Source organism: Nonomuraea sp. 3N208 (genome assembly GCF_052245935.1).
GTDB lineage: Bacteria > Actinomycetota > Actinomycetes > Streptosporangiales > Streptosporangiaceae > Nonomuraea.
In genome coordinates this window covers 112,738-126,589 of the sequence record NZ_JBQQBR010000023.1, presented here as the reverse complement: position 1 = coordinate 126,589, position 13,852 = coordinate 112,738, and the positions used below count along the sequence as shown (strand labels likewise).

Genomic DNA, 13,852 nt, shown 5'->3' with positions numbered 1-13,852 from the left:
CCGCCGACCCTGCCAGGCAGCGCTAACGACTCGCTAAGCGCCGGGGGCGTGGTGGACCGGGCCCCGGGTAGGCGACGAGTGTCCGCCGCGACCCGGCTCACGGCCCGGCTTCGCGTACGCGGGCCTCCCCATACGGCACGAGCCGTACGGGCCCGAGTAGCCCGTACGGCTGGCGGGCCAGCCCGCCGTACACCGCCGGATCCGCCACCCTGAGCCGGTTGCCGAGCGGCGTCGCCACCTCCACCTGAAGAGTCTTGACGCCGCGCCCGAGGTCGACGACCGGATTGAGCTGGTTCACGGGGTCCAGGCGGCGGCCGTTCACGAGCACCCGGCAGGTGTCGGTCACCTCGCCGAGCTCCAGATAGGCCCCGCCGTCCACATGGACGTCTGTGGTGTAGACGCCGATACCTGACACGTCAGCCAGCTCGGGAATGTCCGACCAGGGCATGAGCCGGTCGAGATCCACCCGCTGCGTGACCGTGCCCTCGGGCCGCCAGTCCGCCACCTCCAAGCGCCACGACGACAGCACCACCGGCTCGGGCACCGGCCCGAGGACGGAGGTGACGGTCCGGCCGTCGGACAGCGTGGTCGTGTACGTCCCCGCGCGGGAGGCGCGCACCACCAGAGTGCCCCCGTCGTACCTGACCAGGTCGGCGTCCGTCGCGACCACGTGCGGCGCCGTCCGCGCCGAGGTCCCGAACAGGCCGGGACGGCCGATGGCCACGACCATCGACTCGCCCGGCCGCAGCGCCACCCGCAGCCGGATCCCCACGCCGTCCGCCGTGTAGAGCGCCGCCCGCTGGACCCGCCCCGTCCACGGGTCCAGCAGGTACGGCACCCCGTCCCGGGCCGTGCGGGCCAGCGTGACGTCGTGGTCGATGGGGGCCAGAGGCGGCTTGGGATTCTCGACGTGTTTGCCGTTGCACAGGTAGTAGTAGTCGACGTCGCCGGCTACGCGGCGGGCCGTGAGAAGGGTGGACGCGGTGGCGTACCGGACGTCGGGGCGCACACCGAGCGCGTCGAGCGCGGCGGGGACGTCGGCCTGGGTGGCGACCATGCGCACGGACGGCCGGCTCAGCAACTCACCGATCAGGGTCCTGAGCTGCTCGTTCTCGCTGGCCTGGGCAACGCCGGGCACCGAGGCGGCCCGCCAGTCGCCCTGTAGCACGATGGGCAGTCCCGCCCCCGCATACTCCAGGAGCCGTCGCGCCACGTCGACGGTCATCGTGCGTTCGCCCGCGTAGAACTTGTCGCCCTCGACGAACAACGCCTTGTACGCCGGCCCGTCCGGCGCCAGCCGCCCGCGCGCGACCTTGGCGGCGGGCAGGCCGAGCAGGGGAGCGCTGATGAACTGGTGGGTCCAGCCGAGAGGCACGCCGCTCGCGGTGAACCAGGAGGCGCCGATGCCAGTCTTTGTGTAACCGGTCTGCCGCAGGACCGCCACGTCGGCGCGGGGCGTGCCCGCCCGCATGACGGCATGCACTCGGGCGAAATATCCAGATAGGTCGGCCATGTGGCGCCAGGTCGGCTGGCGCGGTCCCCAGGACTCCGCATAGCCCGCCGTCCCGTTGTACGGGGTGAAGGCCGCGAAACCGGGCCAGGCCGCGCCGGGTGCGTCGGCGTAGGAGAAACCGTGCAGCACGGTCTGGTTGAGCCCCGCCGCGTACGCGCCGCCCATGGTGCGCAGCAGCTTCTTCCAGGTGGTGGTGTACGCCCCGCCCTGGTACGCCCCTGCCTCGCAGGACATCACCTCCCGCCCGGCGAGGTCCCGGCCGCCCGCCAGGCACCGGTAGTCGTCGAGGTTCTTGAACCCGAGCGATTCGCCCTCGGGCACGTCGATGATCGCCGCCGCGGCGATGGCGTCCGTCTGCAGCCCGTACGGCTGCGCCCGCAGCTCCAGCCCGATCGAGTGGGCCCAGTCGCGCAGCATCGTGAAATGGTTCTCGTTGAACAGCTCGGAGACCGTGTCCCAGTAGTCCTTGCGCGCGTGCCTGGTCAGCACGGCCCCGTACGAGAAGACCGGGTCCTCGCTCGCGAGCACGATCACCGGCAGGAAGGGCGCCAGATCGTAGCCCCGGCGCCGCTCGAATTCGGCGAGCAGCCCGGGCGTCCACGGCAGGGCGTCGGTCTCGATCTCGATGGAGTCCTCGAACAACGCGCCGCCCGAACGTTTCAGCAGCCTCCGGACGGCAGGGGTGAGCAGCGTGGACTCCCAGTAGTCGATGACCGCCTGGGTGCCCGACTGGCTGAAGTGGTCCACCACGTACGCTTCCGGCGCGGTGTGCGGCCCGGACTCCGGACGCTGCCCCGACCCGCGCTCCCAATAGGCGATCAGCATCCACTCGCCATCGGCCGGCGCGGTCCAGCTGACCTGCCCGCCGTCCACGGTCACCTCGACCACGGAGGCGGGGTCGAGGCCGGTCTCGTCGCGGGTGGAGTTCGCCGGCTCGATCCTGGCCGCCTGGACGAGGAGAAGCTTGCGCGCCGGATGCCCGGCCACGGCAGGAGGCGGCGCCTCGCCCGCGTACGTGGCGCCGCCCGACACCGTGACCGAGCCGTAGGCCAGCTCCTTGACCGCCGCCTCACTCTCGGGCGTGATCGTGGGGACGGCCGCCGGCCAGGACGGGCCGATGGTGAGGTCGATCGTGAGGCCGCGCCTGGCCGCCTGGTCGAGCGCGGCCTCGACGCCGGCGTTCCATGCGGGTGTGCCCCAGCCGTGCCTGGCCGGGTCGAGCACGGACTTGTCGCGGATGCTGTGGTGCACCGCCGCGATCTCCGCGCCGCCGAACCCGGCGTCGGCGAGCTGGTCGACCTCCCGCCGGATCTCGGCGGGGTCGACGTGGGCGTCCGGCCACCACCACCGCACCATGGGCCGTACGGCCCGCCGTGGCTGGGCGAACCAGCCGGCTCCAGGGTCCGCGGCGGTGCCGGTCCAGAGACCCGCCCGTGCTGCGGTGGCGGCCGCGGGGGAGTCGGCGACGGCGAGTGTGGCGGTGGCGCCCAGGAGGAGGAAACCACGGCGGGTGAGATCGTCCACGATGCTCCCTGGATTGCAGGCGGTGGGGATGGCGCGCGTGCGGGGTATCGAGTGGAGCGGCGGGGACCCGGCCCATCCGCCTGGTAGATGGGTGTCGGGCTCCTCGGCCTGGTGGCCGGGGCGCCGGGCCGGTGGGCGCGGCGCCTCGTCCTCGGGTGGCTAGTCGGGGATCGGATAGGGGAAGGCGTTGGTCACGCCGATCTTGTCGTACTCCATTTTGGTGGCGTCGAAGCCGGCCGCCCAGTTGGCGTTCTTGACCTCGTTGCACTGGTAGCTCTGGTACTTGTCGTCGGTCACCTTGCCGACCTCGATGTTCTCGAACGAGAACCCGCAGCCGCCGGCGTCCATGTGCACCCCGCGGGTGCCGCTGTCGGGCATGGAGGTGTCCGGGATGACGTCCCCGATCACGACCTGCGACACGTGGTTGGTGATCGGGTGCGGGTCGAGGTTGGAGACGCCGTAGGTGTAGAACGCCCCCATGTCGCCGCTGTCCAGCCCCGCCTGCTCGATGCGGAGGTACTTGAACACGTTGCCGTGCGCGTACCCGTCGCCGTCGGCGACCTCGGGGCGGACCTCGAGGCTGATGCCGTACCGGGCGCTGTGCTTGACGACAGTGTGGCTGACCTCGTTGTTGCCGGTGTTCATGAGCTCGACCCCGGCCGCGTCACCCGGCACCAGTTCGCCGATGTGATGGATGTAGTTATTCGTGAAGGTGTGCTGTCCGGAGATATCGCCTTCACCGGGGTAGCCGCCCTCGACCTTGATGCCGTCGGCGCCGATGTTCTCCAGCAGGCTGTCGGACACCCTGACCCGCTCGTTGGCGAACAGCAGGTATACCGCCGTGAAGCCGGTGTCGGCGATGTGCAGCCTGGTCAGGTCGATGTCGCGGGTGTTGGTGAGCGTGACCGCGCCGAACCGGTTGCGCGGCATCTCGATCTGCCGGTCGTACTGCGGGTACTTGTGCGGCTCGCCGGCGTCGCCGGCGCTGATCCAGCCGTTCCTGTACCAGCCGACGAAGTCGCTGTACTGCAGCGCCAGGCCGTCGAAGGCCAGGTTCCTGCTCCCGCTCAGTGAGATCAGCGTCTTCACGGTCGGGGCCATGACCTTGTCGATCGAGGTGCGCGGCCAGTAGTACAGCTCGCCCTTGGCGAAGTCCAGGTAGTACTCGCCGGGCTGGTCGAGGAAGTCCAGCGAGTTCTGCAGGAAGTAGCGGGAGCCGCCGCGGCTGTTGACCATGGCGTACCGCGTCCAGTGGGCGAGGGTGATCTGGTCGTCGTTCCACGACGGGTTCTTGATGGGGACGGTGTCGGTGAACCAGCTCCACGAGCCGCCCGACCAGACCACTACCTGAGCGTTGCTGACGTCCCAGCTCTTGTCCCAGTCGCCGGGGTTGGAGTAGATCCACTGCTGTACGGCCTCCTTCTCCGGCTCCTTGAGCACGGAGGTGAGGTACGGCGCCCACTCCTCGTCGGACCTGCGGTTCGGGTAGCGGGCCGTGGTGGCGCGCTTGCCGTCCTCGAAGAGCGTGTAGAAGCTCCGGTCCACCTTGGCCTTGTAGATGGTGTCGTTGTGCTTCTGCCAGCCGGTGACCGGCTTGGCGCCGAGCAGGCGGGCCTTGCCGGGGCCGTCCGCGCTCCGATAGATGATCTTGTGGCCGTTCTCACCCGAGTCGGCCTCGGCGAACGCGATGGTCTTGTCCACCACGTAGTCGCCGGCCTTGAGGTTGACCACGATGTCGCAGTTCTGCTGCCGTTTCTTCGTCCGCAGCTGGTCACGGGCCTGCTCGACGGACTTCCACGGCCGTTGGGCACTGCCGTCGCCGCGGTCGCTCCCGGACGGCGAGACGTGGAACTCGATGGGCTTGCAGGGCGCCGCCGCGTCGGCCGCGGGAGTGACGACGAGCGCCGCCAGCAGCACCGCCACCCCGCCCAGGGCCTTCATTGTGCCGCTCCAGGAAGAGGGTACGGGAACGCGCTCGTCACGCCGATCTTGTCGTACTCCATCTTCGAGGCGTCGAAGCCGGCGGCCCAGTTGGCGTTCTTGACCTCGTTGCACTGGTAGCTCTGGTACTTGTCGTCGCTGACCTTGCCGACCTCGATGTTCTCGAACGAGAACCCGCAGCCGCCGGCGTCCATGTGCACCCCGCGGGTCCCGCTGTCCGGCATCGCGCCGCCGGGGTCGTTGATGACGTCGCCGATCACCATCTGCGAGACGTGGTTGTCGATCGGGTGCGGATCGGAGTTGGAGACGCCGTAGGTGTAGAAGGCGCCCATGTCCCCGCTGTCCAGCCCCGCCTCCTCGATGCGGATGTAGGAGAACCGGTTGTTGCGCGCGTAGTTGTCCTCGTCCTTGACCTCGGGACGGACCTCGAGGCTGATGCCGTAGCGGGCGCTGTGCTTGACGACGATGTTGCTGACCACGTTGTTGCCGGTGCTCAGCAGCTCGATGCCGGCCGCGTCGCCGGGGACCAACTCGCCGACGTGGGAGATGTAGTTATTGGAGATCGTGTGTTGTCCGGAAATGTCGCCCTCGCCCGGATATCCGCCCTCGACCTTGATGCCGTCGGCGCCGATGTTCTCCAGCAGGCTGTCGGACACCTTGACGCGCTCGTTCGCGAACAACATGTAGACGCCCATGAAGCCGCTGTCGGACAGCCGCAGCCTGGTCAGGTCGATGTCCCTGGTGTTGGTCAGCGTGATCATGCCGAACCGATTGCGCGGCATCTCGATCTGCCGGTCGTAGACCGGATACTTGTGCTCGTAGCCGGAGTCGCCCTCGCTGATCCACCCGGCCCGATACCAGTCCACGAAGTCGGAGTACTGCAACGCCAGCCCGTCGAAGGCGACGTTCTGCACGCGCCGGTCGGGGGAGGACCCGGCCAGCGAGATGATGGTCTTCACGGTGGGGGCCATGACCTTGTCGATCGAGGTACGCGGCCAGTAGTACACCTCGCTGTTCGCGAAGTCGAAGTAGTACTCGCCCGGCTGGTCCAGGAAGCGCAGCGTGTTCTGCAGGAAGTACCGCGAGCCGCTGCGGCTGTTGACGAACGAGTAGCGGGCCCAGTGGTTGAGCGTGAAGAAGTTCTTGCGGAAGTCGGCGCCGCCCAGCGGCACGGTGTCGGTGAACCAGCTCCATGAACCGCCCGACCAGACCACGATCTGGGAGTTGCGGTCGAAGTCGGCGTCCCACTCCTTCGGCACGTCCTCCGGCTTGAAGTACAACCACTGGCGCACCGCCTCCTTCTCCGGCTCGCCCAGCACGGAGAACAGGTAAGGCGACCAGAGGTCGTCGCTCGTCCGGTTCGGGTGACGGGCGGTCGTGGCGCGCTTGCCGTCCTCGAAGAGTGTGTAGAAGGCCCGGTCGATCTTGGTCTTGTAGATGGTGTCGGTGTGCTTCTGCCAGCCGGTCAGAGGCTTGGCGCCGAGCAGGCGGGCCTTGCCGGGGCCGTCGGCGCTCCGGTAGATGATCTTGTGGCCGTTCTCGCCGGAGTCTGCCTCGGTGAAGGTGATGGTCTTGTCCACGACGTAGTCGCCGGCCTTGAGGTTGACGACGATGTCGCACTTCTGCTGCCGCTTCATCGTGCGCAGCTCGTCGCGGGCCTGCTCGACGGACTGCCACGGGCGCTGGGCGCTGCCGTCGCCCCGCTCGCTTCCCGCGGGGGAGACGTAATAGTCGCACGAGGGCCTGGCCGCCGGCGTGGGGGTCGTCACCCCACCCAGGAGTAAGACGATCGCGCCCAAGGACCTGAGGATCACTGGCTCTCCTTAACTTCCCGCCACCGCTCGTACTCGGCGCGGGTCTCGGGGGTGAGTGGGTAGTAGTCCGACAGGGCGCCGCCCTCCTCGATGCGGGCCCGGCTGTAGCGCTCCCACTGCTCGTGGTCGGCCGCCGCCTCCAACACCGACTGGGCACGCCGGCGCGGCACCACGACGGGTCCGTCGTCGTCGGCCACGACCAGGTCGCCGGGCAGCGCGAGCGTCCCGCCGACCGCCACGGGCACGTCGTACGCCCACGGGAACAACTCGGCCTGCGAGGCGTAGTGCGGCGTGGCTCCCGTGCACCAGATCGGCACGTTCAGCCCGCGCACCCGGGGCAGGTCCCTGATCCGGCCGTCCACGACGATGCCCGCGCCGCCCTTGCGCTTGAAGTAGCGCACCAGCATGTCGCCGAAGCAGCCGGTGTACGCGCTGCCATACGCCTGCACGACCAGCACGTCGCCGGGCTCGATCCGCTCCAGCACGGCCCACAGCGCGGTGTGCCGCTCCACGTACTCCTGGCCGAGCCCGGAGGCGATGTCCTCGCGCTGCGGCATGAACTGCAGAGTGCGGACCCGGCCGGCGATCTTCTGGCCTGGGGCGAGGGGACGCGGTCCCTCGATGAAGGTCCGCCGGATGCCCTGGGCGTGCAGCTTGGCGCAGGCGGTGGCCGAGCTGATCCGTGACAGCCCCTCCACGAGGGCGGGATCGGGCTCGGCGGGCAGCGACCCGCGAACAGGCAGATCCCAGATGGCGTCGTCCATGTATCTCCTCAGTAGTGCTGTGCGACTCACTAGTGCGGGTGCGACTCAGTAGTGCGGGCGGGCTCAGTAGTGCTGGTGCGACGGCGTGCGGACGCGCGCGGTCGTGTGCAGGTCGAGCCGGATGCGGCGGCCGGGCGGCAGCTCCACGAGCAGCCGCGGCCCGCCCACCGTCACCTCCCGCTCGGTCTCGGTGATCGGGGGAGAGGTGTAGGAACGCGGGTCGCCCGGGTAGTCGCCGTCGCCGGACTGGGAGGCGATCACGTGGTCGATGCGGTGCTCGCCGAACGCGCCCCCCTGCACCACCACCCGGCGGGTGCGGGTCAGGCCCAGGTTGGCCAGCTCGACGCGGACGCCGCCGGGCCGTACCGAGTCGACCAGCGCGGCCACGTCCGGCGGCAGGCCCGGGCGGTGGCGGTCGGCGTCGAAGTACGCCAGCCGGGCAGGCAGCAGTCCGCCGTTGTAGAGCACCTGCGGGGTGCCGGTGACCAGCTGCAGTAGCGCCTCGGTGACCACCGGGTTGAGCCGCTGCCAGTGGTGCACATGGATGGCGGCCGGGTCGGCGGCGTCGGCCTCGATGAGTGCCATCCGCCGCCGCACCTGCCCGAGCGCGGTGGTCAGCATCGCTTCGGGGAAGCCGGGGTTGGCGCCGCGCAGGAACTCCAGCCAGGGCGCCTCGTGCCCGGCCTCCTCCTTGTTACGGAACGGCCGCACCGTGGCCCAGTCGTAGCCGGCGGCGGCCCGCAGCCGGTCGATCCTGGCGGCGTCCCCGCGCCCCAGCGAGGCGTGCCAGAGCCAGACCGGCAGGCCCAGCTGCGGCGGCTGGAAGTCGAACCAGCCCTGGTCGTCGTGCCGGTTGGGCACCAGCATGGTCGGCTTGCCCGCCTCGTCGCCCAGCTCGGCCAGCCAGCGGTCGCTGATGCTCATGTCGGTCTCGGTGACGCTGGCCTGGATCGCTCGGCCGTACACGGTCTCCAGGGAGTCACGGCCGATGGCCAGCGCGTCGTCGTCGCCGGTCAGCAGGTGCGCGTTCACCGCGGCGATCGCGGCGGCGGCGCCCACGCTGTAGAGGCCGTGCGGCCACTGCCAGCCGTAGTTGCCGCCGTACCAGCGGCCGCCGTGCAGCTCGCCGACCACGCCCGACGGGCCCACGTTGTCGGGCAGGATCCCGTTGTTGGCCGTGGCCCGCCGCTGCCAGGCGCCGATGTACCGCAGGGCCCAGTCGCGGTAGCGATCGTCGCCTTCGTACAGCCAGGCGTTGACGGCCAGGCTGGTCGCGGCCAGGTTGACGGCCACGTCACCGCGGCCGAGGCGCTCGCTCATCGCCGCGCCCATGCGAGCGGCGTTGTGCGGGTCACCGAGGTCCTTCCACTCGGTGATGCCCGGCAGGTCGCGTAACGGCAGCCCGTACGGCCGCATGCTGACCAGGTCCGTGTGGTAGGACGCCCATTCCCACTGCAGTCCGTAGCGGGGGCCGCCGGCGCCGTTGTGCGGAGCGCGGATGATGTCGTGCTCGGCGTCGTAGTTCGCCGAGCCGGGCAGGTACAGGTCGGCGAAGCGGTACGCACGGTCGCGGAAACGTTCGTCGCGCGGGTCGGCGGCGCAGATGCCGTAGAGCAGCAGCAGCGACTCGCCCTGGTGGAACCAGTCGTAGCCGCGCTCGAACTCGTCCACCAGGTAGCCCAGCTCCGTGAGCTGCGCGGTGACGCCCTCCCAGTGGTGCTTGGCCTGGTCGAGCAGGTCGTCGGCACCGCCCAGCTGGTAGAGCGCCGGCCAGTTGAAGAACGCCTCGTAGAAGTCGTCGGCGCCGTCCCTGTCGGCGGCGGGGCCGTGGTAGATGAGCCGCCCGTCGGGCCCGCAGTAGCGGGCCGCGAAGGCCCGCCAGGCCTCGTCGAGCGTGTCGAACAGCCTGCGCTCGAGCACCGCCCAGGCCGGCGGCTCGCCGAGCGGGACGGTCGCGTGGATTTCCCGCATCTTCAACCTTTCGTCGCACCTGTGGTGAGGCCGCTGATGATGTGCCGTTGCATGAAGACGAAGAAGACGAGCAGGGGAGCGATGGCGAGCAGCAGCGTCGGGAAGACCACCGTGTAGTCGGTGGAGTACTGGCTGACCGCCGCGTATACGCCGGTCGTCACCGTGTAGAGGCCGCTGCCGGGGCCGAGGATGATCTGCGGGTTCACGAAGTCGTTCCACACCGAGAAGGTGTTGAGGATGACCATCGTGGCGACCGCGGGCCGCATCAGCGGGAAGACGATCCGCCAGAACGTCCGTAGCCGCCCCGCCCCGTCCACGGCCGCCGCCTGGTCGAGCACGGCTGGGATGGTGGCGATGTAGCCGGCGTACAGGAAGATCGAGAAAGGTAGCGTTAACACGGTCTCGAACAGGACGAACCCCCGGATGGTGCCCATCAGGCCGAGGGTCTTGAGCACGTACACGACCGGGATGACCAGCACCTGGCCCGGGATGAACGTCCCGGCCAGGAAGAACAACATCAGGATCCGGAACCTGCGCTTGGGGCTACGCGCGATCACGTACGCGGCGGGGGCGGCCAGCAGCACCGACAACACGTTGACCGCGACCACGAACAACAACGTGACCGCGTACCCCTTGACCACGTTGAACTGCGGGTTCGTCAGTGCCCTGCCCAGCGGTTCGAGCGTGAGCCCGCCGAGGCCGAACGAGTCGGCCAGGATGTGCTGCTGGCCCTTGAACGCGTTGACCGTCAGTACGTAGAGCGGCACGAGCATGAACGCGACGGTCGCCCAGAGGAAGGTCCTTCTCATTGGTGCACCGCCAGCTCGCCGCGCCTGCGCAGCCTCGTCACCACGAACGCCAGCGCCGCCGTCACCAGCATGAGGATCACCGACTGCGCTGAGCCGAACCCGAGGCGGGCGTCGTGGAAGGAGTTCCACAGGATGAGGTAGGCGACGGTCTGCGTCTGACCGGCCGGCCCGCCCGCCGTCAGCGACACCACCAGGTCGTACGTCTTCAGCAGCGTCACCAGCGACAACACGATGTTCACCGTCACGGACGGGCCGAGCGCCGGCAGCGTCACGTGCCTGAACACCTGCCACCGCGTCGCCCCGTCGATCCGCGCCGCCTCGATCAGCGAGTGCGGCACCGCCTGCAGCCCCGCCAGGTAGAGCACCACGTTGACGCCGAACCCGGCCCACACCAGCACCGCGATCATGGTGACCGTGGCCCACGCCGGGTCGGACAGGAACGGGATCACCTCCCCGCCCCAGGTGGTGATGAGGTTGTTGACCGCCCCGCCGGTCCCGAGGATGGCCGACCAGAGGAAGCCGACGACCAGGGCGCTCAGCACGTGCGGGTAGAACAGCACGATGCGGAAGAACGTGTTGGCCCGCGAGGCGCCGTTCACCAGCAGCGCGAAGCCGAGTCCCAGGAGGTTCAGCCCGGCCGTGCCCGCCGTCGCGATCAGCAGCGTGACCAGGGCGGCGCGGCGCAGGTCGGGGTCGTCGAGCAGGTCGGCGTAGTTGGCGGCGCCGACGAAGGCCGGGTTGGCGCTGAAGCCGTCCCAGTCGGTCAGGCTCAGGTAGAGCGCCAGACCGACCGGGACGATGAGCATCACCGTGTAGAGGACGGTTGCGGGACCGACCATGATCGCGGTGACCAGGCCGTCATGGCGCTTTCTCGGCTGCTCGGCGACGGCTCGGGTCACGATCGGGGGTGCTTCTCGGGTGAGGGTCATGAGCGGCCGGCCAGCCAGCGGTCCACGCCCTCGGCCGCCTCCTTGGGGGACTTGCCCACGTACAAGCCCTGGACCTCGGTGTTCCACGCGGCGTTGAAGCCCTTGGGCAGGGTTGCGTCGCCGTACCCCTCGCCCTGCGGGACCCCGGAGGGCGCGCCGTCGAGGATCTCCTGCACCTGCTTCTCCAGCGGTGTGAACTCGCGCTCGACGCCGGTGCGGAAGTTGCCGTCCTGCTTGAGCTGGCTCTTGACTGCGGCCGGGTCGGTGACGAGCCACTGGACCAGCTTGAGTGCCGCGTCCTTGTTCGGAGTGGACTTCAGGATCATGTACGGGGCCGCGAGCGTGGCGCCCTGCGGGCCGGGGTGGCTCTGCCCCTTGTCGACCGGGGCGGGGAAGACGCCGACCTCGAAGTCCTTCTGGGCTTTGGCTTCGCTGGCGGTGAACCAGCTGCCCATGACGTACATGGCCGACTTGCCGGACAGGAACGCGGTCTCGGCGTCGGCGTACTTCATACCGAGGGCGTTCTTGTCCACGTACCCCTTGTCGATCCAGGTGCGGTAGCGCTCCAGGTAGGGCAGCAGCGACTCGCCGGCCTTGAGCTTGCCCGCCTTGACGTCCTGCTGCCAGGCGGGGTGGAGCTGGGCCCGGCTCGGGTTGGACAGCTGGAGCAGTTGCAGCCCGGTGAGGAAGTCTCCACCGGTCTGCAGCGGCAGGTAGCCGGCGTCCTTGAGTTTGCCCATTGCCGCGTCGAACTCGTCGAACGTCGTCGGCGGCCGGCCGATCCCGGCCTTGTCGAAGGCGCTCTTGTTGTAGAAGACCAGCGATTGCGCCTGCACGCCGACGCCCACCGAGTAGATCTTGCCGCCCAGCTTGGCCTGCTCGGCAAGGGGCGTGTTCCCCGCCCAGGGCTGGTCGGTCAGGTCGAGCATCTGCTTGGCCAGCGTCTCGTCCGCCATCAGCGTCTCGACCACATCCGGGGCGTTGCCCGCGGCGAGCTGCTGCGGCAGCGTGTCGGCCACGCCCTTGCCGGTCGGGGCCTCGATCTTGACGTCGATGCCCGGGTTGGCCTGCTCGAACGGCTTGACCAGCCCGTCCCAGTAGGCCTGGGTGAGGTTGGGGCTGATGTTGACCAGCATCCTGACCGTGACCTGGCCGCCCTCACTCTGCTGCGCTCGGGATTCGTCGGTGAATCCACCTCCGCCGCACGCGGTGAGCAGGAAGAGGCAGCCGATGGCGGCCATGCTGGTCAGCGGGGCGAGGGATGGGCGGGGGGAACGCATCGCACCTCCAAGGGGGCGAGATCTGCGACGCCTTTTAATGGGTCGTTACTCGATTAGCGATTATTTAATACGTTGGTAACCTGGGTCGGTCAAGGGGTTTCGTGTCACGACAAATCCGTTTCTGGCCGGTGACTGAGTCATAAATACGTTAAGGTGGGGCCTGTGGCAGGACTCGGAGGCGAGGACGACAAGCGGCTGGTGCTGAGCGCGGAGGAGCTGTCCGCGCTGCAGGCGCAGGCGAAGGAGCCGGGCGGCGGGCTGGCGCTGCGCAGCCGCATCGTGCTGGCGTGCGCCGACGGGCTGCCGCACAAGGAGATCGCGACGCGGCTCGCGGTGAGCCCGGCGACGGTCGCCAAGTGGCGGGCCAGGTTCGTGGAGCGGGGTCTGGACGGGCTGTCCGACGCCCCGCGGCCAGGGCGGCCGCGCAGCCCGGAGCGTGAGGAGGCCGAGCGGGTGATCGCGGCGGCGGCCGGCGGCTCCGCCGTGCCGTCCACCCGCACCATGGCCAGGCAGCTCGGGCTGTCGCAGTCCACGGTCGCGCGCATCTGGCAAGAGCAGCAGATCGCGCCGCCCGCCGACCGGCTGCTGCCCAGGGAGCTGCTGTCCGACCGGGTCTACGCGCTGCTGCGCGGCTGGATCGTGTCGGGGGAGCTGCTGCCGGGACAGCGGCTCGTGGAGGCGGAGATCGCCCGGCGGGTCGGCACCAGCCAGGCCCCTGCCCGGGAGGCGATCAAGCGGCTGGCGCACGAAGGGCTGGTCATCTCCTATCCCAACCGGGGGAGCTACGTCGCGGAGATCTCCGACGAGCAGGCCAGGGAGGTGCGCGAGATGCGGGTCCTGCTGGAGGAGTACGCGGCGCGGGGTGCGGCCGTCCGCATCCAGGCCGACACGTTGCGGCAGCTGTCGGCCGACGTCCTGGCCATGCGGAAGGCGGCCAAGGACGGTGACATCGGGGCGTTCAGGGACGCGGACCTGGCGTTTCATCGGCGGGTGTGCGCCGTGTGCGGCAACTCCTTCCTGCTGAGGTTGTGGCGGACGATCGAGTCGAATCTGTGGAGCCTGCACGTGGTGGGCAACCCGCTGTACGAGGGGGACTGGACGGCGATGGCCGGCCACCACGACGACTTGGTCGCCGCGCTGGCATCGGGTGACTCGGACGAGGCGGCCCGCCTGTTCGCCGCCCACGCCCGCGGTGAGGCCTCCCGCACCCGCCCCCGGGCCCACGCCAACACGGCGAGCCCGGAGGCGACCGCCGAGGCTGCCACCGCCCCGGCGTAGGAGGCTCCACGCCCATGGCGGGACCGGGC

Annotated in this window: 9 protein-coding genes; 1 reads left to right on the top strand and 8 read right to left on the bottom strand. The window is 69.7% G+C overall.

Annotation, left to right across the window (positions count from 1 at the left end; all coding sequences use genetic code 11):
* Positions 1-97: 97 nt before the first annotated feature.
* The 8 genes from ACTWPT_RS32115 to ACTWPT_RS32080 form a co-directional block, all read right to left on the bottom strand.
* The gene (locus ACTWPT_RS32115) at positions 98-3,037 is read right to left on the bottom strand and encodes a glycosyl hydrolase (RefSeq protein WP_443181242.1); all 2,940 of its coding nucleotides are present in this window, start codon (positions 3,035-3,037) and stop codon (positions 98-100) included.
* Positions 3,038-3,196: 159 nt separating this feature from the next.
* Entirely contained in the window at positions 3,197-4,978 is a 1,782-nt protein-coding gene (locus ACTWPT_RS32110) for a right-handed parallel beta-helix repeat-containing protein (protein ID WP_443181241.1), read from the bottom strand.
* Complete coding sequence (locus ACTWPT_RS32105) at positions 4,975-6,792, bottom strand: right-handed parallel beta-helix repeat-containing protein (protein ID WP_443181240.1); 1,818 nt, start codon at positions 6,790-6,792, stop codon at positions 4,975-4,977. Before ACTWPT_RS32105 ends, ACTWPT_RS32110 begins: the two co-directional genes overlap by 4 nt.
* A complete protein-coding gene (locus ACTWPT_RS32100; RefSeq protein ID WP_443181239.1) occupies positions 6,789-7,556 on the bottom strand; it encodes a hypothetical protein in 768 nt (255 codons plus the stop codon). The genes ACTWPT_RS32105 and ACTWPT_RS32100 overlap by 4 nt, the downstream gene beginning before the upstream one ends.
* A 63-nt stretch (positions 7,557-7,619) precedes the next feature.
* Complete coding sequence (locus ACTWPT_RS32095) at positions 7,620-9,527, bottom strand: hypothetical protein (protein ID WP_443181238.1); 1,908 nt, start codon at positions 9,525-9,527, stop codon at positions 7,620-7,622.
* Positions 9,528-9,529: 2 nt separating this feature from the next.
* Complete coding sequence (locus ACTWPT_RS32090) at positions 9,530-10,336, bottom strand: carbohydrate ABC transporter permease (RefSeq protein WP_443181237.1); 807 nt, start codon at positions 10,334-10,336, stop codon at positions 9,530-9,532.
* Entirely contained in the window at positions 10,333-11,235 is a 903-nt protein-coding gene (locus tag ACTWPT_RS32085; RefSeq protein WP_443181236.1) for a carbohydrate ABC transporter permease, read from the bottom strand. Before ACTWPT_RS32085 ends, ACTWPT_RS32090 begins: the two co-directional genes overlap by 4 nt.
* Positions 11,236-11,261: 26 nt before the next feature.
* On the bottom strand, positions 11,262-12,545 hold the full coding sequence (locus ACTWPT_RS32080) for an ABC transporter substrate-binding protein (protein ID WP_443181235.1): 1,284 nt from the start codon (positions 12,543-12,545) through the stop codon (positions 11,262-11,264).
* Positions 12,546-12,707: 162 nt separating this feature from the next.
* Between ACTWPT_RS32080 and ACTWPT_RS32075 the strand changes: the two genes are divergently transcribed.
* Positions 12,708-13,823: an FCD domain-containing protein gene (locus ACTWPT_RS32075; protein WP_443181234.1), complete on the top strand. Its 1,116-nt coding sequence runs from the start codon at positions 12,708-12,710 to the stop codon at positions 13,821-13,823.
* Positions 13,824-13,852 lie beyond the last annotated feature (29 nt).